19 protein-coding genes and 1 pseudogene are annotated in these 22,963 nt (G+C 67.7%); all 20 read right to left on the bottom strand.

The genetic code is table 11. The annotated features are described in order from the left end of the window. Positions 1–4 precede the first annotated feature (4 nt). Positions 5–775: a hypothetical protein gene (locus AB1578_00100; GenBank protein MEW6486301.1), complete on the bottom strand. Its 771-nt coding sequence runs from the start codon at positions 773–775 to the stop codon at positions 5–7. A gap of 33 nt (positions 776–808) precedes the next feature. Next, positions 809–1,963 (bottom strand): 2-hydroxyacyl-CoA dehydratase family protein, encoded by a 1,155-nt coding sequence (locus AB1578_00095; GenBank protein MEW6486300.1) that lies wholly within the window; start codon positions 1,961–1,963, stop codon positions 809–811. A gap of 88 nt (positions 1,964–2,051) precedes the next feature. Next, complete coding sequence (locus AB1578_00090) at positions 2,052–2,837, bottom strand: enoyl-CoA hydratase-related protein (protein ID MEW6486299.1); 786 nt, start codon at positions 2,835–2,837, stop codon at positions 2,052–2,054. Between the two features lie 73 nt (positions 2,838–2,910). Continuing rightward, positions 2,911–3,765: a 3-hydroxyacyl-CoA dehydrogenase family protein gene (locus tag AB1578_00085; protein ID MEW6486298.1), complete on the bottom strand. Its 855-nt coding sequence runs from the start codon at positions 3,763–3,765 to the stop codon at positions 2,911–2,913. Positions 3,766–3,862: 97 nt separating this feature from the next. Beyond that, positions 3,863–5,074 (bottom strand): thiolase family protein, encoded by a 1,212-nt coding sequence (locus AB1578_00080; protein ID MEW6486297.1) that lies wholly within the window; start codon positions 5,072–5,074, stop codon positions 3,863–3,865. A 111-nt stretch (positions 5,075–5,185) separates the two neighbouring features. Further along, positions 5,186–6,529 (bottom strand): DUF362 domain-containing protein, encoded by a 1,344-nt coding sequence (locus tag AB1578_00075; GenBank protein ID MEW6486296.1) that lies wholly within the window; start codon positions 6,527–6,529, stop codon positions 5,186–5,188. Positions 6,530–6,591: 62 nt separating this feature from the next. Then, complete coding sequence (locus AB1578_00070; GenBank protein MEW6486295.1) at positions 6,592–7,935, bottom strand: 2-hydroxyacyl-CoA dehydratase family protein; 1,344 nt, start codon at positions 7,933–7,935, stop codon at positions 6,592–6,594. A gap of 164 nt (positions 7,936–8,099) precedes the next feature. Beyond that, complete coding sequence (locus tag AB1578_00065) at positions 8,100–8,327, bottom strand: hypothetical protein (protein MEW6486294.1); 228 nt, start codon at positions 8,325–8,327, stop codon at positions 8,100–8,102. Positions 8,328–8,376: 49 nt separating this feature from the next. Continuing rightward, complete coding sequence (locus AB1578_00060; GenBank protein MEW6486293.1) at positions 8,377–10,338, bottom strand: thiamine pyrophosphate-binding protein; 1,962 nt, start codon at positions 10,336–10,338, stop codon at positions 8,377–8,379. Between the two features lie 377 nt (positions 10,339–10,715). Further along, the gene (locus AB1578_00055) at positions 10,716–11,123 is read right to left on the bottom strand and encodes a hypothetical protein (GenBank protein ID MEW6486292.1); all 408 of its coding nucleotides are present in this window, start codon (positions 11,121–11,123) and stop codon (positions 10,716–10,718) included. Between the two features lie 147 nt (positions 11,124–11,270). Further along, positions 11,271–11,843 (bottom strand): annotated as a pseudogene (locus AB1578_00050) (transporter). 410 nt (positions 11,844–12,253) lie between these two features. After that, positions 12,254–13,252, bottom strand: a complete 999-nt coding sequence (locus tag AB1578_00045) for an MBL fold metallo-hydrolase (protein ID MEW6486291.1) — start codon at positions 13,250–13,252, stop codon at positions 12,254–12,256. Positions 13,253–13,340: 88 nt separating this feature from the next. Then, entirely contained in the window at positions 13,341–14,366 is a 1,026-nt protein-coding gene (locus tag AB1578_00040; protein ID MEW6486290.1) for a phosphotransferase family protein, read from the bottom strand. After that, on the bottom strand, positions 14,363–15,586 hold the full coding sequence (locus AB1578_00035) for an acyl-CoA dehydrogenase family protein (protein ID MEW6486289.1): 1,224 nt from the start codon (positions 15,584–15,586) through the stop codon (positions 14,363–14,365). The genes AB1578_00040 and AB1578_00035 overlap by 4 nt, the downstream gene beginning before the upstream one ends. 21 nt (positions 15,587–15,607) lie before the next feature. After that, positions 15,608–16,282 carry a histidine phosphatase family protein gene (locus tag AB1578_00030; GenBank protein ID MEW6486288.1) on the bottom strand — a complete coding sequence of 225 codons (675 nt, stop codon included), beginning with the start codon at positions 16,280–16,282 and terminating at the stop codon, positions 15,608–15,610. Between the two features lie 461 nt (positions 16,283–16,743). Beyond that, positions 16,744–17,415, bottom strand: coding sequence for a response regulator transcription factor (locus AB1578_00025; GenBank protein ID MEW6486287.1), 672 nt, complete (start codon positions 17,413–17,415; stop codon positions 16,744–16,746). Next, positions 17,412–19,631 (bottom strand): cache domain-containing protein, encoded by a 2,220-nt coding sequence (locus AB1578_00020; protein MEW6486286.1) that lies wholly within the window; start codon positions 19,629–19,631, stop codon positions 17,412–17,414. Before AB1578_00020 ends, AB1578_00025 begins: the two co-directional genes overlap by 4 nt. 69 nt (positions 19,632–19,700) lie before the next feature. After that, a complete protein-coding gene (locus tag AB1578_00015) occupies positions 19,701–20,462 on the bottom strand; it encodes a DUF4197 domain-containing protein (GenBank protein ID MEW6486285.1) in 762 nt (253 codons plus the stop codon). Between the two features lie 54 nt (positions 20,463–20,516). After that, positions 20,517–21,323 carry a DsbC family protein gene (locus AB1578_00010; GenBank protein ID MEW6486284.1) on the bottom strand — a complete coding sequence of 269 codons (807 nt, stop codon included), beginning with the start codon at positions 21,321–21,323 and terminating at the stop codon, positions 20,517–20,519. A 45-nt stretch (positions 21,324–21,368) separates the two neighbouring features. Next, positions 21,369–22,751 (bottom strand): cardiolipin synthase, encoded by a 1,383-nt coding sequence (gene cls, locus AB1578_00005; GenBank protein MEW6486283.1) that lies wholly within the window; start codon positions 22,749–22,751, stop codon positions 21,369–21,371. Between the last annotated feature and the right edge of the window lie 212 nt (positions 22,752–22,963).

Genomic DNA, 22,963 nt, shown 5'->3' with positions numbered 1-22,963 from the left:
GACGTCAAGGCCGATCGGAGCGGGGGCACTGCGCCTGGCAGGCGAAGCAGTAGTAGTAGTTTCCGGTCATGAACGTCTGCCACAGTTCGCGCAGCTCATACCCGCCCACGGGGTGCACCTCTGGGCCATGGCCCAGCCCCCGCGCGAAGGTCTCGAAGAACCGAAAGCCAAAGCGGAAGATCCGGTCGCCGCAGGCCTTCTTGTCGATGCGGCCGGCTCCGGACAGGGCCCCCGACGGGCACGCTCGCACGCAGCGCTGGCAGTGGTCGCAACAGTCGTCCGCGAGGGGTTCGTCGGCGTCCAGAATGGCGGTCGTCACCACCCCGGCCAGGCGCACCGCGGACCCGAACCGCCGGGTCACCAGAAGCCCGTTTTCCCCGTAGGAGCCGAGCCCTGCCCGAACGCCGGCCCTGCGCCAGCATATCTCGCCCCGCATGCCCTTCTTGGCGTCGCCCATGTCGAGGGGGATGAACGCGGGCATCGCCACCGACGGATGGCCCTTCCCCTCGAGGAAGCGGCTCACCCGGGCGGCGGAGCGCAAGCACTCGTCGTAGGCGAACATCGTGTCGAACTGGGCGGCCGGGTTGTGAGCGGACCGGAGCGAGGCGAGGCTGTGGCGCACCGCGAGGACGAGCACGCTCTCGGCGCCGGGAAGCACTGCCTCGATGGCCTCCCCGTGCTCCGGAAGGTCTGCCACCTTCACGACGCCCGCGAGGTCGGCTCCTGCCCTGCGGGCGACGTCCTTGGCCTGGCTCGCGAGGGATGGCTTGGGCATCGTCGCGCTCTCCTGGTGTGCGGCCGGCCCCGGTTACGGAAGCGTCTCGACGAAGGCCTCGATCCGGGTGCGCAGCGGCGCGAGCCCACCCTCGCTGTAGCTGTGCTCCACGTACATGCTGGGGATTCCGAGGGCGTCCAGGTAGTCCGTCAGGTCAACCACGTCGGCCGCGTGGGGGTCGCAGTAGCGGACCGCCTGCAAGATCGCACCGTCGACCTTCCAGTCTCGCACGAAGCGGCCGAGGTACCCGAAGCGCGCCTCCAGGTCCGTCGCGTGATCCTTCACGGTCGCTCCCGCCGCCGCTTCTCGAAACGTCCTCGAGGCATACACGCCGACGAGGTACTTGCGGGCGAGCTGATCATAGGGCTCGCCACCGCCGGCCACGTCGAACCAGTAGGGTTTGGTCCCCTCGTCCAGGTCGTCGATCACCACGTCTACCCCGGCGTTCTCGATCAGATCCATGTAGACCGGGTCGTGGAGCACGCCGCCCCACACGAGAACTCTCGGCCTCCCGAAGCCCCGATTCGCTCGGGCCCCGATCTCCGCCGACACCTCCCGCAAGAGGCTGGTACCCTCGCCCACCGGCAGCGTCTGGAGGGCGGTGACGACCTCCAGCATCTCGCGCCCGGAAATCACAGGGGGATCGGAGCGGTTCCGCTCATAGAGAGCTCGCAGCAGCGCCCGCTGCTCGTTGTGCTCATCGATCGCCTCGAGGAGCCGGCTCTGAGTCAGTGCTCTGCCCGTAAGCTTCTCCAGGCTCGCGGTGAAGTCGATGATCTGGCTTCGGAAGTACTCGATGGAGGACTCGTTGATATTGGAGGGCAGGTCGAGGTAGTGGGTATAGGGGAACGCGACCAGGGAGGGCACGATCCTCACCGTCTTCTCCTGGGCATCGCAGGAGTGACACCCGATGAAGCCGTCGAGAAACGAGAGCCTTCCCTTGAGGGCCAGGTCGAGCACGCTCCGCAAGTAGGGGCAGAAAGCGGCCGGAAGTCCCCGATCGGCCTCGGTGATGGGCTCCCGTATGTCCCCGAAGACTCGCCAGGGGGAAACGTCGAGCGCGGTCAGGATCTCGAGGGGGACTTGAACCGAGAGATATCCGAGAACCGGTCTTCCCTGTCTTTGCGCCTCCCGCGCGACCTCCTCTCGATCGGCGAGAACCGCCCGTGCCCTGGCGAGACCCTGCATGCCCGTCTCCTCCACACGTTCTGGATGCCCCGGAAGTCTGGCCACTGCGCCACCTTCGCAACAGGCCGGGGAACCTTCCCCTTGGCGGCTACTTTCCCTTGTACACGGGCTTTCTCTTCTCCACGAAAGCCCGCACTCCCTCCTTCTGGTCCTCGGTGGAGAACAGCAGCTCGAAACAGCGGGCTTCGTACGCGAGCGCCGCGTCCAGGGGGAGGCCCGACCCGCCGTGGACGGCCGCCTTGATCATCCGGAGCGCCACGGCAGGGCGCGCGGCCAGCTTCTGCGCAAGGGCGCGCGTCTCCGCCATGAGCTTCTCGGGCGCGACCACCCTGTTCACCAGCCCGATGCGGTAGGCCTCGTGGGCGTCGATGGCCTCGCCCGTAAAGAGCAGCTCCTTCGCCCTGGTCTCCCCCACGAGGCGCGGCAGGCGCTGGGTGCCGCCCCCCCCCGGCAGCAAGCCGAGCTTTACCTCCGGGAGGCCGAAGGACGCGCTCTCGGACGCGATGCGAAGATCGCACGCGAGCACCATCTCGCAGACCCCGCCCAGGGCCATCCCGGACACCGCCGCGATGGTAGGCTTTCCGATGCCCGCGAGGCTGCGGTAGGGCTCCCCCTGTAGGCCGCCGAAGAAGGCATGGGCGGCCGCGGGGGTGTCGAGCTCGCTGATCATCTTGAGGTCCGCCCCGGCGCCGAAGACCTTCTCTCCGCCGGCGAGCACGAGGACCTTCACCTCGTCGTCGCCGTCGACCTGCCGGAAGGCCGCTCCCAGCTCCCCGATCATCACCGCGTTCAGGGCGTTGAGCTGCGCCGGCCGGTGGAGCGTGATGGTCGCAATCCCACCGTCTCTTTCAAAGAGAATCGTCTCGAAGTTCATGGCCCCTTCCTCTGTCGTCGTCGAAACGCACCTCGGCCGTCGTTCCCAGGGGCTTGGGCAAGCCCCCCGGCCATCACCTGGAGTAGTCGTACCAGCCTCTTCCGGACTTTCTGCCCACGTGCCCCGCAGCCACCAGGTTGCGTACGGTCTGGGGGGAGCGGAACCGCTCCCCGAACATCTGGGCCATGGCGTCGGAGACCGCGAGCTTGGTGTCGAGACCCGAGAAGTCCGCCAGCTCGAAGGGGCCCATGGGATGATTGAACGCGAGGCGGCACGCCGTGTCGATGTCTTCCCGGGATGCGATCCCTTCCTCGAGGATGCGTTCCGCCTCCACCAACCAGACGGCGATCATTCGGCTGGTGATGAAGCCCTGGGAGTCCTTGCACACCACCGTCTTCTTGCCGCAAGAGGCGGCAAACCCCAAGACCGACTGCAGCGTCTCCTCCGACGTTTCGAGCCCTCGCACCACCTCGATCAGGTTCATCAGCGCCGGCGGGTTGAAGTAGTGCATGCCGATGACCTGCTCTGGGCGCCCGCTCGCCGAAGCGATGTTCGTAATGCTGAAGTTGGAGGTGTTGGAAGCCAGGATCGCTCCGGGCCGGCAGATCTCTCCCAACTCCCGAAAGGTATTCCTCTTGAGCTGCAGGTCCTCGGGGATCGCCTCGATCACGAGGTCTGCACCGTCGACGGCCTCCCGCAGGTCCGTGGTGGGTTTCACCCGCCCGAGGATCTGCTCCACCGCGTCGGGGGCGACATTCCCCTTCTTCGCCATGCGCTCGAGGCTCTTGCGCATGGTCCCCAGCCCCCGCTCCAGGAAGCCCTGCTCCACGTCCCTCAGGCGCACCTCGTAGCCGGCGGCGGCGCTCACCTGGGCAATGCCGTTTCCCATGATGCCCGCGCCGAGAACTGCCACGCGCTCGATCCCCATCGTCTCCTCCTCCTCTCCAGGGCCCGTTCCGGGTCGATGATCCGCGGTCCGGGCAGATCAACCGCCTACAGCATGCCTCGCGCCTCTCGGCGCTGGGTCAGACCTTGATCACGACACCCTCGCCCTGGGCCAGGCCTCCGCAGATGGAGGCGACCCCGATACCGCCGCCCCGCCTTCCGAGCTCGTACATCAGGGTCATGGTGATGCGCAGGGCGGAGGCGCCGACCGGGTGGCCGATGGCGATGGAGCCGCCGTTCACGTTCGTCTTGCTGCGAAGCTGCTCCAGGCGGCGGGCGTCGCCCGCGGCGAGGAGCTTGGTGCTCACCAGGGGCATGGCCGCGAAGGCCTCGTTGATTTCGATGAGATCCATGTCCTCCAGGGCGAGGCCGGCCTTCTCCACCGCCTTGGTGACGGTGGGCGCCGGGATCGTGGCGATCATCCGCGCTTCCGTGGCCGTGGCGACGGAAGACAGGATCGTGCCCAGAGGCTTTAGGCCAAGCGCCTTGGCCTTGCGGGCGCTCATCAGCAGGACGCAGGTGGCCCCCGTGCACAGGCCCGGCGCATTCCCGGCGGTGACGGTGGGGCTTCCGTAGACCGGGGTCAGCCGGGAGAGCTGCTCGAGGGTGAGCCCCTCCCGAGGGGACTCGTCTTGGACGAAGGCAACGGCCGGACCCTTCTTCTGCGGAATGTCCACCGCCATGAGCTCCTCCCCGACGGCGAGCTTCCCCTGGCGGTGCGCCTGAAAGTAAAGCTCGTGGCTGCGAAGCGCCCACTCGTCCTGCTCCTGGCGGGTGATGCCCTGCTCCACCGCCACCTCTCCGGCGTCGCGCGCCACGGGCGCGAAGTCGGGGTACCCGAGGGCGAACAGGGGGTCCTTGAGTGTCACGTGACCCAGCCGGGTGCCCCAGCGTGCGTCGGGAGCGATGTGCGGCGCGCGCCCCATGTTGTCCGACCCGACCGCCAGGGCGACGTCGATCTCTCCCGCGCGGATGGCCCGGTACCCGAGCCGCAGCGCCGACAGCGACGAGCAGCAGGCGCGGTTTACGGTGAGAGAGATGCTCTCGGGCGGGAAGCCGGCGAAGAGCGTGGCCTGGCGGCCGGGAACATCCGTCTCGAGCGCGGCCTCGACCAGGATCGAGAGGCCGTAGTTCACCTCCTCGACGTCCTTCGAAGCCACGTTCACACGGCCCAGGCACTCCTTGATGACGAGTGCGCCGAGATCGATGCTGCGAAAGTCCTTCAGTGCCCCCCCGAACTTCCCGACCGGGGTCCTGACTGCCGAAACGATGACGACGTCGTTGTTCTCCATACCCGCGCCTCCTCTTGAGCTCCTTTTGATGTCCTCCCGGGAGACGGACCCGCCCCGGGGTGACCCCGGGGGACTCCGCAACGGGACAGGACGCACCGTTGCAAACGCGCCTCAGGACCCTGCTGCTCGGGCGTCGGCGCCTGCCGGAGCGCTCTCAGGCGCCACGCTGTACATCGACAGCGTAAATCCGTCCTCCTCTTTGTACCGACCGACAGCCCGTCGTCGAAATTGCTCGTAGACCGCGTAGTCACACTCCACACCCGCCTCCCGCAGACGTTCGATCATCTGGTCCAGGTCGGGAGGACAGGTCTTGAGCTCGATGCGCCGCGCGATGTTCGGGTTGTCCTTGTTCAGCGCCGTCGCGCACCGCCCCAGCAGCACCGTCGTCTCGAAACCTGCGCTGGCGCGCGTCTTCTTTCCGTTGATGACCTCGATCGTGTCCGAAGTCTCGTTGTTGTAGGCGGCCATCAGCATGACGAGGGCAGGCGCCAGGACGCACACGCAGTTGGTGCAGACGGTGGCGTCGGGCTTTCGGAACGCGAGTCCGGAGATGCCCACCTTGTCGAATGCCGTCGGGCCGCTCCCATCTTCCCTCCAGGGCGTATCCCACTCGAACCGGAGCCGGTGCACCTCGATCGGTTCGCCGCGGGTCTCGATACGGTCCACGTCCGCCAGCCGGCCCTGAAGGTTCGCGTAGTGCTGCAGGTGGGGCACCTCGGCGAGCTCGTGCCCCATGAGCCTGGCTCCGACCACGTCCCCCGCGAGCACGTCGGTCGAGGCGACGAGGAGGTCTCGCCGATAGGCCCGGCCGTTGCTCGTCGGACCCCGCTCCAGACCGTACACGCCGTCGATCAGGTTCAATGCCACCGGAAGTTTGGTGAGCAGAAGGGGAAACGTGTGGTCGAGGGTCACCTCCGGGTCGTGGCAGAACTTCTTCGACCTCCGGTCGATGCACCCCTTCAGGTTCTTGATGCCCAGCGAAACCTGGCAGATGCCGTGGGTCTTCAGGGTGGGGACGGTGATGATCTTGTCGGCCTCCAGCGCCCTTCGCGCCACGGACAGGTGGATTCCGCCAAGATCGACGTCTTCGAAACGCTCCTCGTCGAAGTCGACGAGCTCCACGCCGTACCGCTCGCGCAGCCGCTCGTAGCCGAGGAGTCGGAGCACCTTCCGGCCCTTCCCCTTCGCCCGGGGCAAGGGCGTTCCCTCGCCGATCGTGAGCTTTCGAAAGCCCCTCTCGGCGAGACACCGAACGAGCGCACCCATGACCGCGCTCGTGGTGACCACGCCCCACGGGGCGTAGGGCAGGTCGAGGTCCCACTCGACGAGGTTGGGTTTGATGAGGATCTTGTCGCCGGGGTGGAAGCCGGCGAGCCCGCCGGAGAGCTCCAGGACCCGGGAGACGGACTCGTAGGCGTCGTGAAATTTTGCAATTGCGACGATCGGATTTCCCATTTCGTGCCCTCTCTCCTCGGCGAAGCCAGTTCCGGCTCGCGCGCCCCCGGGGCGCCGGCCGCCTACCAGTCGTAGCCCGCCTTGCGGCGCTCCGCTCGGTGATGTTCCATCACCTCTTCGAAGGCCTCGGCCTTCCGCAGGGTGTCCTCCGGGTCGAAAAGCGTGAAGTCGACGATGTCCCCCTCGACCATGATGGACGGCACGCTGAGCCTCTTCATCGCCGCCTCGCGGGCGTAGGCGAGGTGATTGGAGGCAGTGCGGCACGTGAGCAGCTGGTGCATCACCAATCCGTCGAGCCGGTACTCCTGCGCCAACTGCACGTAGGGGTCGCCGAGGAAGCCCATCTGCCCCCCCGTCTCCTTGGCGTACTCGTAGTAGCCCGTGTACCACTGGAGCGTGTTTCTCGCGATCTTCTCCACGGGATCGGCCACGTGGTCGAGGTCGATGGGGATGGGCGGATGGTAGCTCACACTCTCCGTGACGAAGTTCCAACCCCGCTCGGCCAGCGCATCGAAAAAGCCCAGGCTGTGCCACGGGGGCAGCTCGCCCCAGCCCAACCTGTACGTCTCCCGGGCGACGGCGCACGCCCCGCTCGCGACCAGTCCGCGGAGCTCTTCGTGAAGGGCCCGGTAGCTGGCGATCGACTTCTTGATGTCGCCGAGCACAAAGAGCGCCGGCGGCATGCACGTCCAGAAGTGCCTGGCGTGCATGGGACAGGGCCTTGCCTTGCGCAGCTCGTTGACGTCGTGCCAGACGCGGAGCATCCCGAGCATGTCGTCCACCGTCTCTTCGAGCACGGCGTAGTCCATGCGCCTTCCGACGAGCTTCTCGAGGAAGGCGATGAAGTCGCGGATCCCCTGGACGGCCAGCTTCACCGACTGCTCGGCGACCCCTTCCCGAAAGAATTCCTTCGTGCCGGGGTTGGGCATCTCGAGGTTGTAGACCGGTGCATCCAGATAGCGGCCGAGCGCCTGAAACCACTTGTACCTCGGGTCGCAGACGATGCCGGAGCCGAGCAGGAGAACAGGTTTGGGCATCCCTCCCATGGGCGCCTCCGGCGGGATCTGGCCCCCGAGCTCCCTCATCATCCGGTGGGTGTACCCGAAGTTCACCCGCATGTAGCCGCACAGGTGCGTGGGAAAGCCCGCGGCGTCCGAGATCTCCAGGTAGCGCTGGGCCATGCCGGTGGCCGCACAGACGGCCCCGTAGTTCTCCGGATACACGGCCTCGATCCCCATGGCCTTGAGGATCGGCGACCCCTGCCACCAGTTCGCCATGGCCCAGGCGGTGGGCCGGCCCTCGGCCATGGCGGCCACGGTTTCCCGGTACGCCTCGTCGACCATCGCTCGCAGGGCTCCCGCGCTCTTCAGGCTGGCAATGGCCCTGGGCTTCTTGACCTCGTTCACGAGTTCGTCCTCCTCGACGTGTGGCGGTCGTTCGCCCCCGGCTGCGGCTTCGTGCTCCCCTCCCCGGCGAGAGGGTTCTGCGACCCTGCAGCGCGGAGCCACCAGGTCCTGGGCGGCTGCTCCAAGTGGCGCTCCGGGAGCCCCGCTCCCGAAGCGCCATCGCCCTAGTCGTCCACGTACCGGAAGACTTCGCCGCACTCCCAGTGGATGGGCATCAGCAGCTTCGGATCATACCCATCCTTGCAGATGAGCCGGAGAGGGTTCTTCGGATCGGGGACGACGTATCCCCGGTGGGCAAAGTGTTCCTTCCCCGCCTCCTTGCCGACCCAGTGCCAACCCCCGTAGGGGACGTCTGCGTTGATATTGCACGTATCGCAGTGAAATTTCGGCATTTGATCTACTCCTGTCGCGAACGATAGGTCAAATCATCAACGCCTCGGGTCACTTGCCCTCGCCTTCCTTCTTCTTGTAGTACTTCGGCGGGGGCCCGGACACCCACTCGAAGTCCTCCTTCTCGTCGAAGGGCGGGAAGAGGCGAGGCGCCTTCGGCCACTGCGGGTACCCCAGCGCGTTCATGATCTTGCGGGTCCTCTCCTTGAAGCTCTCCATCCCGGTCCACAGCTCTTCGGGGAGGTGGTGGAGCATGACGAAGAAGAGGCCCTCGTAGGTGCCCCGGTCCCACAGGGTGTGGTACGAGTTTGGATCGCTGTAGAGATCCACCACCGCCGGTTTTCCCGAGTGAAGCGCCCGCTCCAAGGCCGGGGCAATCCCGTCGTGGGTGGTCACCGTCTCGGCGTGGCACCCGATGAGCCCGTACATCTTCGCGTAGGGGGTTCGCCCGTCCAGGGTCCCCATGCCGTTGTCGGTGTCGCGGGCGTGGGGATTCTGGGCCCCGTGCCAGTCCCGGCCGTACATGGCGTTCCAGCCGCCGATCCAGGCCCCGTTGTTGTGCACCACGTAGACGACCGGCAGCCGCTCCCGTACGGCGGTCTCGATGTCCCCCCCGAGCGCGCCCATGCCCGCGTCGCCCATGATCGAGACGACGGGCTTGCCGGGCCGGCCGACCTGGGCACCGATCCCCATCCCGATGCCGTGGCCGATCCCGCCGTTGATCCCCGCGTCGAGGACCCCGCCGGTCACGCCTGCCTGGAACTTCTCGCTCATGTAAGGGGACAGGGTGAAAGAGTCCAGGATGACCGTGGTCTCCGGGGCCGCTTGGTGAAGGTATTCGGCGATCAACGTGGAGGAGACGTCGGGGTTGATCTGGTTCGGCAGGGTGTACCGGCCCTTCAGGTCGTCCATGCGCTTGAGCATCTTCCCGTGGGCCTGGATCTTGATCTCGAGGATCTCGTCGCGCCAGGCGGTCTTCCCCCGAAAGCGATCGGCATAACTCTCCCGAATGCGCCGGCTGAGCTTGCGCAGGGTCGCGTTCACGTTGCCGATCGCCTCGATGTCGGTGGTGATCTCCGGCCAGATCTCCGAGGGCGCCTCCGTCACCTGGACGAAGCGCTTGTCCTTGCCCCACTGCCCGTAGGCCTCGAGCACGTCGAAACGAAGCCCCAGGGTGAGGAAGCGGTCAGCCTTGGCGAACGCGGCCCCCCGCGCCTCTCCGGCGACGTGGAGCGGGTGGTTCTCGGGCACCGTCCCGCGGCACACGCGCCGCTGATGGATGGGAACCTGGGTGAGCCCCACGAACTCCGCCAGGGCGGCACCGCAGTCCGGCCACCGTCCCCCGTGGCCAATGACGACGACGGGTCGCTCGGCTTCCAAGAGCCACCCGATGATCGCGTCGACCTCGTCGTCGCTCGGCACCGGTTGGGGCTGTTCCCAGGGCCGCTTGTGGGTTCTGTCAATTCGGTAGTTCGCCTGCCCCATGGGGTCGTGCAGGGACTGGGGGGCGAACTCCAGGAAGTTCAGGGGGACTTCCAGTGCTACGGGGAGCGGCGGATACCCCATGCAGTCCCGGGCCGCCTGCTGCACGAGCGTCGCGAGCGTGCTCGGCTCGATGACCTCACGGGCCCACCGGGTGATGTCCCGATACAGGGACTTGCCGTCGAGGGGCTGAAAGGGGTTTCGGTACCGGTCCGCCAACGGGGTCTGTCCCAGGATGCAGATGAGGGGCGTGTTGCTCAAAAACGCCTGGTTGATCGCGGGGACGAGGTTTGCGACGCCCGGCCCTACCGTCGCCTGGGTGAGGCCGATCTTCCCGGTCACCTTGGCGTAGGCCTCGGCGGCAAACCCGGCCGAGGACTCGTGCCGGCAGTGGATGAGCTTGTTGCCGTACATGCTCCAGTAGTCGTCGAAGCTGTTCATGTGCCCGCCGGAGATGCCGAAGTTGGTGTGGATCCCCTCCTCCATCAGCGCGCGCACCAGGATCTGCGGTCCCCAGACTTTTGCTCCCATGACGCGTCCTCTCTTCTCTTGAAGTTCGGTGGTCTAACGCCGGCTGACGACGAGCGGGCGGCTCACGACCGGGAGGGGACCACCCGCTGACGCCCCAACCCCCTGCCGCGGACGGTCGGCTGGACTCCCGCAAGATCGCACCCCGTCCCGGAGCGGTTCCTCTCCACATCCCCCCATGCAAGCCGCGAGAGGCCAACACAGAACGAACGCCCGTTCTCTGCCGAGGGCCTACATTTACCCTCCCCGTTTCAGCATGTCAACAAGAAATGGCGACAAGAAACGTAGCGGAATTCGAAGGCCGTCCGTCGCCAACGGCCGGCCACAGAAGCAGAGGCCGCTGCTCCCCCTTCCGCGGGGGTTGCAGCGGCCTCTTGGCTTCACTGCCCCCGTGGGATGTTGAACTTTGCCCGGAACTCCTCTTCCCACGCCAGCGTCCACACCGTCTTCCATGTTCCAGCGGTCTTCACCTCAAGCGTGTTCGCCTGGATCGCGTTGTACTTTTCGTTGAAATCCCCCGAGACGCGCACGGTCTTCGTGATGTACCGTGCCAAGACCGCTCGGTCGATATTGGGGACGAATACGAATTCCTTGTCTGATATGCTGACCACGAAAATCCTCTCGTTTGCTACGACTGGGTCTTCCATATCTGCAGGGCATCCGATGTTGTTCACGACGCAGTTGTATCCAAGGACGTTGCCCTCGATCTTCTTCTCCTCGCCAATCGCGGTAAAAGGCAAGAAAGCCGCGACCATTGCTGCCAGCAAGAACCTAGACGTCGCGTTCATGTCACGCTCCTTTCGGGTAGTCGTATGTTCGACCTCTCCCATCCAGCCAATGAGTGTTGGTGGAACGCCAGCCTACGATGCCAGATAACCCTTCTGTCTCCTGGGTTCCTCGAGTTCTGCATCACGTCGTGTACAGCTTCCCTCCGTTCAGAAGGCATGCAAGAAACGCAGGGCAAACGTCTGGTACTGCGGGCCCTCTTCGACCTTGACGTCATATTGATACGACACCAGCAACTGGTTGCTCGGCGACAGGCCGAAGTGCAGCGAGGCGCCCAGGCTGTGGTTGTCCAGCTTGTCATCTAGCTTTACGCCGTCGATCTCGTTTTCTCCCCCGCCGTGCCACCAGTAGTTCGCGGCAACCGCCAGGAACTTGGCGACGTCGTAGCTCGCATGCGCCTCGATCGTAAATAGTGGGTCCGTTTTCAGCTCGGAGTCGCCAAAGTCCTTGTTCTTCTGGAAGAACTGCGCGGCCGCCGTGAGCTCGACAAAGAGCTTGTCGCCGATGCCCTGCGTGAAATTGAGCTCCGGCTGGATCTTCCATCGGTTCTCGCCCGGGCTCAAGCCCGGCCGGTTCTTGTCGTACTGACCGATGGGAATGGTGATATGGGGAATGAAACCGAGGTAGCTCTTGGACGCAGGGTTGTTCCAGACGAAGAAGGCCGGGCTGTAGAGCATGTCCGAAAGCCCGGAAATCGAGCCGACGCCGTCGATCTGAACATCCTTGGCGAAGAAGAGAACCTGGGATGCTCCTTCGACGAGGCCAAAGTAGCTGTGGTAGTATAGTAGACCGGGCGGAAGATATAGACATCGCCGCTGATCGAGGCGTCTTTCGTAACCTTGTCACCCTTGTGATAGATGGTGTGGGCAGAGACGTGGTAGTCGTAGAACATCATGAGAGCGGTCCCCGGCGGGGCCGGGATGTAGTCCCTCGCGAGGTTGTCTGCCGACGAGAGCGTCGGCAAAACGAGGCAGAGGAACGCTACGGCGGTCAGGCACGGTCTTCTCATCGTCTTCCTCCTCCTTCTGGGGGGGTGGTAGGTGGGCGGCTTTCCGCCCCTCTTCCCGAGGCGACGTCTTGCGGCACGCTCCGAGCCGCGCACGGGGTAGGGCGCTGGGGTTTCGGCGCCCCGCTAGGCCCAACCCTGCACACGGGCACTGGGTTGGTGCAGGTGGAACACCACGCGGTCCCCTTCGTCCCTCGTCACGGCCCCGGCTCCTTCCAGGTAGACCAGGTGGGCGATCGCCTCCCCCGTCGCGAACCATTTTTGTGCCAGGGGCCAGGATGCCCAGGTTCCCTTCAGATCCCAGGTCATGTGTGAGGCGAGCTCAAAGGCGGTGAGAGGGCGCTCCGATAGCAGGGAGAGCACTTCGGCGAGCCTCGCCTGGTGGTGCCGCTCCAACGCTTGGATGCGGTCCTTGTGGCCCCGAAAGAGGCGCCGATGCCCGGGGAGGACCAGGTCGACCTCCAGGGTGCAGGCCTTGCGTAGGCTCGAGAGATACTCCTTCAGGGGGTCTCGACCCGGAAGCCAGCTCGTGATGTTGGGGCTGATGTCGCCCAGAATGTGATCGCCGGAAAGGAGCACCCTCTCGCGCGCCTCATAGAGGCACATGTGCCCCGCGGTGTGCCCGGGCGTCGAGATGCACTCGAACCGGTAGGCGCCAACCGCAAAGATCCGTCCTTCGTCGGCCGGGGTCACCTCGGGAAGCCAGTCTCGCTCGAAGGCGAGGCTGGGATTGGACGAGACCTCCGCCCGAAGCGCCCGCACGGGCACCCCGTGCGCTTCCGCCACGGGGAAGAAGGGCTCCCACCCGCTCCAGGTTTCGAGCCAGAGGGCATCCGGGCGATTCAGGAAGACCCTCGCCCCTGGCCTGGCAAAGACCTTGGCGAGCCCGATGTGATCGGCGTGCAGGTGGGTAATGAAGAAATCGGCCGAGCCCGTGTCGATGCCGAGTGCACGCAGCCCCTCCCCCAGAGCCGCCCGGCACTCCGCGCGGTTCATCCCCGTGTCCACGATCAGGGAGCGCTCTTCGCCCCTGGCCACGTACACGTTGATGGACCGCAACGGGTTGTCGGGCAGCGGCACTTCGATCCGGAAGAGATCCGGGAGGACTTCGTCGATGGTCGGCATGGAATCCTGGATGGCCAGAGGTTGGAAAGCCCAACTCCCCCTCGCGCCGCGGCTCTTTCGAGTAGGCCCGTGGCTTGGCGTCACACCGTTACAGCCCCGCCGCCCTGCACCCCAGCGCCGCCAAGGGCCGCACCAGCGTTCCCATCTGGAGCGCGCGGTCGCTCGAGGCGTTCCCCTCCAGGCTCCTCTTGAGAACTCCCTGGAGGATGGCGGCAAACCGGAAGAAGCTGAAGGCGAGGTAGAAGCCCCAGTCGGGGATCGACGCGATGCCCATGCGGCGACAGTAGGCGGCCACGTACTGTTCCTCGGTGGGAAGCCCGAGGCTGGCCCGATCCAGGTCGCCCAGCCCCGGCAGCGGGCCCTCGGCGGCGATGCGCCACTGCATGCACTGGTAGGCCAGGTCCGCCAGCGGGTGGCCCAGGGTGGAGAGCTCCCAGTCCACGACGGCGACGATGCGCGCCCGCTCCGGGTGGAAGATGAAGTTGTCGAGCCGGTAGTCGCCGTGGGTCAGACTTACGCGTTCGTCTTCCTTCGGAGGGTGCGTGGGAAGCCAGCCCATGAGCGCTTCCATGGCTTCGATCGCCTCGGTCTCCGAGGCCCGATACTGCTGGCTCCACCGCCCGATCTGGCGCTGGTAGTAGCTGCCTGCCTTCCCGTAGTCGGCCAGCCCGGCCGCCGAAACGTCCACACGGTGTATCGCTGCCAGGACCCGGTTCATCTCGTCGTAACACGCGCCGCGAGCCGCCGGCTCCAACTCGGGGAGGGCAGCGTTCCAGAAAACCCGACCGGGCACGAACTCCATGAGGAAGAAGGTGCTCCCGAGGATCGCTTCGTCCTCGCACAGGTGAAACACCCGCGGCACCGGCACCCCGGTGTCGCGAAGGGCATGCATCACCCGGTACTCCCGCTCGACGGCGTGAGCCGACTTGAGCAGTTGCCCGGGCGGCTTGCGTCGCAATACGTAGTCGCCGGAAGCTGCCTCCAGGCGAAAGGTCGGATTGGATTGGCCGCCGGGGAATTTCACGGCGCGCAGGGGCCCGCGGAAGCCTTCCACGTGCCGTTCCAGGTAGCCGGCCAGGAGCCTCTCGTCGAACGCGTGCACGTTTCCGCTCATGGGCGCTCCCCCGGCTGCGCGTACCGTCGGATGAGCTGCTTGCCGAGCGACATCATGTGGACCTGGTCCGGCCCGTCGGCGATGCGGCAGTAGCGTGCGTACCCGAACGCGCCAGCCAGGAAGAGATCCTGACACAGCCCGGCACCCCCGTGGGCCTGGATGGCGCGGTCGATGACCTGTTGCGCCATCAGGGGGGCGACGATCTTGATCATGGCGATCAGGTCGCGCGCCGCCTTGTAGGAGCACTGGTCCATCCGGGCAGCGGCGCGCAGCGTGAGCAGGCGCGCTTGCTCGATCTCACAGGCCGAGCGCGCGATGTCCTCGCGGATCGACCCCTGCTCGCTAAGCTTCTTGCCGAACGCGACCCGGCTCTCCACCCGCCGGCACATCATCTCCAGGGCCCGCTGGGCACAGCCGATGAGCCGCATGCAGTGGTGGATCCGCCCGGGCCCCAGGCGCGCCTGGGCAATCTCGAAGCCCTGCCCCTCCTCGCCGATCCGGTTCGTCGCCGGCACGCGCACCTGGGTGAGGAGAATCTCGGCGTGGCCGTGGGGCGCGTGGTCGGCCCCGAACACCTTCAGCGCCCGGACCACCCGGACCCCCGGGGCGTCGATGGGAACCAGGATCTGGGACTGCTGCCGATAGGGGGGGGCGCTCGGGTCCGTCTTGCCCATGACGATCAGAATCCGGCAGCGGGGGTCATTGCCGCCGCTCGTCCACCACTTGTGGCCGTTGATGACATACTCGTCGCCGTCCCGGACGATCGAGGCCTGAATGTTGGTTGCGTCGCTCGAGGCCACCGCGGGCTCGGTCATGGCGAACCCGGAGCGGATCTTCCCGGCCAGCAGGGGCTCCAGCCACTGCTCCTTCTGCTCGGCGGTGCCGAAGCGGGCCAACACCTCCATGTTTCCCGTGTCGGGTGCGTTGCAGTTGAAGATCTCCGGGCCGATCAGGGACCGGCCCATGATCTCCGCCAGGGGGGCGTACTCGAGGTTGGTGAGCCCGGGGCCGTGGTCGGAGTCGGCCAGAAAGAGGTTCCAGAGCCCCTGCGCCTGCGCCTTGGCCTTGAGCTCGTCGATCACAGGCGGGACCGACCAGGGGTCGTTGCCCCGCTCCACGTAGCCCCGACAAGCCTCCTCCGCGGAATAGACGTGCTCGTCCATGAACCGGGCGAGGCGGGTCCGCAGTCTCTCCACCTTGTCGGCATGCTCGAACTTCATGGGGGCATCCTCCCGCAGCGCTCACGTCAACGTGATCGCGTGCCACCGTTCCCGGCGATCGAGGTGGGGAACGTTGTTGAAGCTTGCGAGCTTCATGCGCTGGTCGTCGAAGTAGAAGTGGGTAAACGCGCTGTTTCGGATCTGCATGTTGAGCTCGATGGCCCGGGCGCTGGAGAGCTCGAGCACCTGGCCGAGCGTAACGGCCATGGGCCCGCCCGAGCTGATCACCAGGACGCGCGTGCCCCGGCCCACGCACGCCGTCGCGACCGCGGCAACCACCCGGGCGCCGAACCCGTTCCACGTCTCCCCGGCGCCCGGGCCGAGATCTCCGGCAGCCCACGCGTGAAGCGCGCGCTCGAGGCGGCCGTAGAAGCGCCGGCGCGGATCCTCCGCTTCCTCCCCCGGCGCCGCCCCCATGCGGCCCGCGTAGGCCTCCTGAAGGGCCTGATGGGCGTACTCGTCCAGCCGCGCGTCCACGTGGGCCTCGGCCCCCAACCCCCCGGCACCCGCCATCGCGTTCAGCGTCTCCCGGTGGCGCACGAGTCCGCCCGTGACGACGCGATCGAACCGTAGCCGGCGCTCCGCAAAATAGTCCCCGAGCCACCGGGACTGCTGGAGGCCCAGGTCGGTCAGCCGATCGTAGTTCTCGGTGCCGAACGCCGCCTGCCCGTGGCGAACGAAGTACAGCTCGGACATTCCAACATTCCTCACGGGTCCCGCGCCGCCCCGGGCGCGCCTCGACCGTCGGGGCGCAACAGAACGTACGCCTGTTCTCTACCCGCGCCCGCCCCGCCCTGTCAAGCGTCAAGTTTGTAACGCGGTTTGCGACAGGTCCGGCCCGAGCGCTCGCGCCGCGCGCCGTGCAAGCCCGGGAAGGGAGGCATGATCGCTCCTTCCGGTCTCCTGGACGCCGCTGTTCAGAACACCATTTGCCGACAAGGGGTCATGGGCGAAGGGGGAAGTGCGCACCAACCTCGGCCGGTGGCGGAGGCAAGAAGAGGCGGAACCGACGAAGCCCCTGGGGCGGGAGCTCGGTATCGGTATCGGTATCGGACTTGCAGCGGGGGGGGCGCCGATTTCGATTTCGATACCGATAGCGATACCGATAGCGATACCGATTTTGACGACCGGGGCGGCGGGTGGGGGTCGAGGTGGGGCTAGCCTGGGGCTTCGTCCTTGCTCTGCCCCTTGCTGTACCAGAGGGTGGCGTAGCGGTTGAGCTCGGTGGCGGTCTTTAAGTTGAGCTTTTCCTTTAGCTTCTCCCGGTGGGTGCCCACGGTCTTGACGCTGATGGCGAGGCGGGCGGCGATCTCTCCGGTGGTGAGGCCCTGCCCGATGAGCTGGAGCACCTCGAGCTCCCGGTCCGAGAGCCGCTCGTGGGGGGCCTTTTCCCCCGCGACGCCGGCGCCCACGAACTTGCCGATCAGCGCGGCGGTGAGCCGCTCGCTCAGGTGGGGGCGCCCTTCGAGCACGGAGCGCGCTGCGCGGACGATGGACTCGGGCGCCTCCTGCTTCATCACGTAGCCCAGGGCGCCAGCGGTGAGGGCCCGCTCGGCGTAGAGGGACTCGTCGTACATGGACACCACGAGCACGGTGAGCCCCGGGTGGCGCTCCCGAAGCTCCCGGATGAGGTCCAGGCCGCTTCGGCCGTGGAGCGAGATGTCGACGATCACCAGGTCCGGGAGGCACTTGGCGATGGCGGCGGCCGCCTGGGCCACGTCCTCGGCTTCCCCGCACACTTCGAGGTCCGGCTCCTGCCCGATGATCTCCCGGAGGCCTCGCCGAAACACCGGGTGGTCCTCCACCAGGAAGACGCGCCGCGCGTTCATCGCTCCTCCTCCCGTGCCGCCGGGCCCTGTTCGGGCAAGGTGACCGTCACCGAAGTTCCCTCGCCCGGGCGGCTCGCAAGCACCAGCGCCGCGCCGATGGTGCGCGCCCGGTACTCCATGATCCGCAAGCCCATGCCCTGCCCCCGGGCAGCGCCGTCCACGCCTCGGCCGTCGTCCGCCACCCGCAGGCGTACCCTGCCCTCCTCCTGGGAGAGCTCCACGGTGATTCGCCCCGCCCGGGCGTGCTTGACCGCGTTGTGGACCGCTTCGCGCGCGATGTAGTAGAGCTGGGTCGCCACCGAGGGGTCGGCCAGGCGCAGGTCCCCCCCGGCGCGCAAATCGCAGGCCACGCCGTGGATGGCCTCGGTGCCGGAGGCCAGCTCCTCCAGTGCCACGCCGATCCCGCTCTCCACCAGGTGCACCGGGCACAGCCCCCGGGCCAGGGCACGGGTCTTCGCGATCGCCTCCCCGATGAGCTCCCGGATCTCGGCGGCGTACTTGGCCTCTTCCCCGGAAGGGGGAAGCTTGCGTTGCAGGATCATCCCCAGGGCGTCGATCCCGATCAGGTGGGGCGCGAGATCGTCGTGGAGCTCCTGGCCGATCCGGGTGCGCTCCCGATCGCCGGTCTCGATCACGTCCCGCTCCAGGCGCCGCCACTCCGTCACGTCCTGGATGGCCGCGAGGGCGCAGGGCTCGTCCCAGATCTCGATGACCTCGGCCGAGACCATTCCCAGGCGACGCTCCCCCGAGCGGGCGAAGAACCCGAGCTCCCGGGCCAGCAGGTGCCCGCGCGCCTCCAGGTCCCGAAGCGCCTCCTCCTCTTCGCCGGGGTCTGCCAGGAGGCCGAGCTCGCCCGGGGCCCGCCCCAGGATCTCCTCCCGGCTGCGCCCGGTGAGCCGCAGGAACGCGTCGTTCACGTCCAGAAACCGCCGATCCTTGAGCGTCAGCAAGGCCATGCCGCTGGGGCTGGAGCGAAACGCCTTGGAGAACATCTCCTCCGAGAGCCGCAGGGCCTTCTCCGCCTGCCGGCGCTCCGCGATCTCGGCCCGCAGGCTCGACCCGTAGGCCTCGAGGCGCTCCATGAAGGTGTTGAAGTAGGCCGCGAGCTGGCCCACCTCGTCTCGCCCGCGCGGGGCGGCGCGGACGCTGAAGTCCCCCGTGGCCCCCCGGGAGAAGCGGTCCATGAGCTCCCGGAGCGGGCTCGCGATGGAGGCGCTCAGGCGAAGCGTCAGGGGCAGCATGAGCAAGAGCGAACCCAGGGCAGCTGCGAGGAATAGATTTCTCACCGTGCGCAGCGGCGCGTACACCTCGTCCATGTAGCCCGACGAAGCCACGATCCACCCGGTCTCGGGGATGGTGTCGTAGATCACGACCTTCTCGCGGGGCGCGGACTCGCCGGGGTTTCGCCAGGAGTATGTGGACCTTCCGGCCAGCGACCGGCGCATCTCCTGGAAGAAGTCGGGGGGCAGGTCCGGCTGGTCGAGGATGTTCTCCCCCTCGATGGTGGGGTGGAGCACCAGGTTGCCCTCGGCGTCGAGGACCAGCGCGTACCCGGTCCGCCCGAACCTCAGGGAGAGCACGGCGTCGCGAAAGTCCTCGGGGCGCACCAGCTCGGCAAACTCGTCCCGATAGGCCGACGCCAGGATGATCCAGTCCCAGGGCGCGAAATGGGCCATGTAGGTGGCCTTGCCCCGGGGGGCGTCCTCCCAGGGGTTTTGCCACGCGTACTCCAGGTATCCGGCGCGGCGCGCGCTCAGGTCCTGCACGAAGGCGTACTCCGAGAGGTTGCGCGACACGAGCTGCGGGTCCGGGTGGATCAGCATCACCCCGGCGCTGTCCAGGGTACACACGTACCCGGTCTTGCCGATGGTCTGGGCGAGCATGGCCGCCGCCGCACCCTGACGCGCCTCGGCCTCGGTGAGCTCACCGCTCAGGTAGCGGCCGTGGAAGTAGGCCACCAGCTCCAGGTTGCGCTCGGCCACGGCCCGCAGGTAGTTGCGAATCGTGCCGCGCACCGAGGTCTTCACCAACTGGAGGATGGCGGACGTGGACTCCCGCAGCTCCGCCTCGATGCGCTCTTCGAGGGACGTGCGCACGAGGGAATACGCCGCCGCGGCCCCCGCCGCGAGCAGGGCGGAAAAGGCCCCGGCGTAGACCAGGAAGAGCTTGTGGCGGATCGGCCGGTCGGCGAACCAGCGGGACACGCTCTGGACCATGGACTTCCCCTCGGGGCAGCAGGCGAGCGCGCCGCGGCCGGTCCCCGGCGGCCCGGGGCCGAGCCCTGCCTACTGTGAGAACACGGTTCGAAGCAGGTCCGTGGTCCGGGCCAGGGGGTCGGTACGGATCTTCTTCTCCTCGGCAGCCAGGAGCGCGAAGACCCCGTCGAGGGCCCGGGTGGTCACGTAGTGGTCGAGGTCCAGGTCGGTGCCGGCCACCAGGGCCGCCACCTCGGGCCGGCCCGTGAGGCGCTGGTAGGCCTGGGTCACCCCCACCTCCTGGGCGGCGGCGTGCACCACGGGCTGAAACTCGGCGGCCAGGCGCGGGCGGGTCGTCCGGTCCAGGTACTCGGTGGCCGCCGTGTCTTCGCCCTTCCAGATGCGGTTCACGTCGTCGAAGGTGAGCGCGGCCACCGCTTCGCCGAAGATCGGCAGGGACTTTCCGGCGGCCCGCTCCGCCGCGCGGTTCAGGGTCTCCTCGAAGGCCTCCACCTGGGCCCCCATCCCCAAAGTGCGCAGCGTCCTTCCGGCGGTGCGCAGCCGCTCCGGAAGGGGGATGCGGATGTCCGGGTTATCCAGGAACCCCCCGGTCCGCGACGCCAGGCCCACGGCCCGCTCGGCCCCGATCCGGAGCGCCTCCCGCACCCCCGCGGCCACCTGCTCCGAACCCAGGGCCGAGACCCCCGGCGCGCCCCCGGGCTGCCCCCCCAGGGTCCCCATCACCTGCTTCACGCTGTCCCAGAACCCTGCCCGAGCCCCGGTGGCGGGAGCGAGGGTCCCGACGACCGCAACCGCCAGCAGCCCTGGGAGAACGCGCAAGAATCGGTTCATGGGTCGCCCCCTCCTCTCTCGGTTGGCCCCGCTCCGGTTTCCTTGCGGGACAGACTACTTCTGCGCCTTCCCGGCACTCTGGGGCTTGGCCTCGTCCACCAGGGCCAGAATCTTGTCCGCCGTCCGGTACCCGGGCACCACGCGGCCGTCGGGGTAGACCAGGGTGGGGGTCGAGCCGATGCCCAGGCGCTGCGCCAAGGCCTCGTTCTTCTCCACCTGGTCGGTCTCGCAGGTAGGGTCGGGAATGGGCTTGCCGGCCAGGCTGTCCTCGAGCATCTGGGCCGACCTGGCGCAAATGATCGAGCGCGACTTGCGGGCGGCGTCGGGGTGCATCTTGAGGGGCAGCATCTTGATGAAGAACGCCACGTCGGGGCGCTGGGCCACAGCGGCCTTCATCTCGGGGTGGATCTTCTGGCAGAAGGGGCACTCCGGGTCGTCGAACACCACGATCTTCACTGGGGCCTTGGGGTCGCCGATGACGATGGCGTCGTCCAGGGGAATCAGGGAGGCGTCGACGCGGTTGAGGCCGATCATCCGGTCCCGGGTCAGGCTCTCCATCGTGCGGATGTCGATGACCTCCCCCGTGACCAGGTAGCGCAGCCCCACGTCGAGGGAAACCGGGATCTTCCTCCCCTGCTTCTCCACGTCCACGTCCCAGAAGCCCGGCACCCGGCTCGGGCGCACGGCCAGCACCCCGTCCACCAGGGGCGCGAGGACCTGCCGCGCCTCGTCGAGGGTGAGCTTGTGGCAGGTGGCGCAGTTGGGGGCCTCGCCGGTTCCCCCGGGAAAGGCCAGGGCGGCGGGAGCTCCCGCGGCCAGGACGAGGCACGCGGCTGCGGCGGCGGTTGCGAGACGGACCATGGGGGTTTCCTCCGGATCGGGTTGGCGTCTTGTCTGACGTCTCGGTTACAGCACGGGAGAGAGGGTGCGGCACGCCCCTTCGAGCAGCCGGCGCGGCAGGGAGCGCCGCCCCAGCTCCTCGGCGGTGACGGGAACCGACTCCCCCACCCAGCTCTCCACCAGGCGCCCCAGGGCCCCGCAGAAGGCCGGGTCCGAGGTGGCCAGGTTGAGCTCGAAGTTCAGGTGGAAGGAGCGGTTGTCCAGGTTCGCCGAGCCCACCATGGCCCAGCGGCCGTCCACCAGCACGCCCTTGGCGTGGAGCATCCCCTGGGGGGTCTCGTAGAGCGCCACCCCGCCTTCCAGGAGCTCATCGTAGTACGATCGCCCGGCGGCGGCCACCATGGGGTGGTTGCTCCGGCCCGGCACGATGATCCGCACCCGCACCCCCTGGCGTGCGGCGATGCGCAGAGCCGCGACCAGCCCGTAGTCGGGCACCAGGTACGGGGTGAGCAGGTCCAGGCTCTCCCGGGCCGCGGCGAACTGGGCGAAGAGGAGCGGCAGCAGGCTGTCGTGGCGCTGGTTGGGCCCCGAGGGGATCACCTGGACCCAGGTATCCCCCGGGTCCGCGGGGGGCGGGCTCGGCGGCAGGACCTCCCCGGTGGCGATGTGCCAGTCCTCCCGAAAGACCTGTTCCAGGACGGACGCGGCCGCCCCCTCGAGCCGCAGGTGCACGTCCTTCCAGGAGCCGAAGCGCGGGTGGAGACCCAGGTACTCGTCTCCCACGTTGGTCGACCCCGTGTACCCCACGGTGCCGTCGATGACCACCACCTTGCGGTGGTTGCGAAAGTTGATGCGGGACATCTGGAGGGGATCCGTCACGGGATGAAACGCCCGCGCCTGCAAGCCCCGCTGCCGGTAGGGGGTGAGGAACCCGGGGAGCTCCAGGCCGAAGCCCCCCCACCCGTCGTAGAGGAGGCGCACGTCCACCCCCTCCGACGCCTTGCGCGCCAGCGCCTCCAAGATCCGGCGGCCCGTGGGGTCGCGGCGGAAGACGTAGTAGCACAGGTACACCCGCTTCTCCGCGGCGGCGATGTCGGCCTCCAGGCGCCGGTACTTCTCCGCGGCGCCGGGCAGGAGCTCCAGGTTCCGGCACCGGGCCGGGGCCAGGGCGGTGAGCTTGGCCGTGCGCTCCATGGGCTCGGGGAGCCCCTCCGGGGGCAGGGGACACACCGGCAGCTCGGGAAGGCCGGCGGGGAGGCGGATGGGCATGCGGCGCCCGAACACCAGGTAGGCCACCGCCCCGAAATAGGGGAGGAACACCACCAGGAGCACCCACCCCAGGGTCGCCCTGGCCTCCTTGCGCCCCGAGAGGATGGCGAGCACCAGCACCACCGAGACCACGTTGCCCAGGTACTGGACGACGAGTCCCCAGATCTCCAGCGCGCTCATGCCATGCCCTCGTCCATGGCCCGAGGGTACTCAATCGGGGCCCCGCGGGGCAAGCCGGCCTGGAGGCCAGAATCCACCACCAAACTTTTTGGGCGGGGTCCGGGAGTCCTGGAGCGCAGCCCCGTACCGCCTCGACCGAACCGCGGCAGCGAGGCCGAAAGCGGTGAGGTTCGGCGCGCCGGCTCCCTCGGCTACGCGGCCTCCGAACATCG

It is taken from the genome of Thermodesulfobacteriota bacterium (genome assembly GCA_040756475.1).
In the GTDB taxonomy this organism is placed as follows: Bacteria; Desulfobacterota; Deferrisomatia; order Deferrisomatales; family JACRMM01; genus JBFLZB01.
The sequence above is the reverse complement of the archived record's forward strand: the minus strand, read 5'-3'. Positions and strand labels throughout refer to the sequence as shown.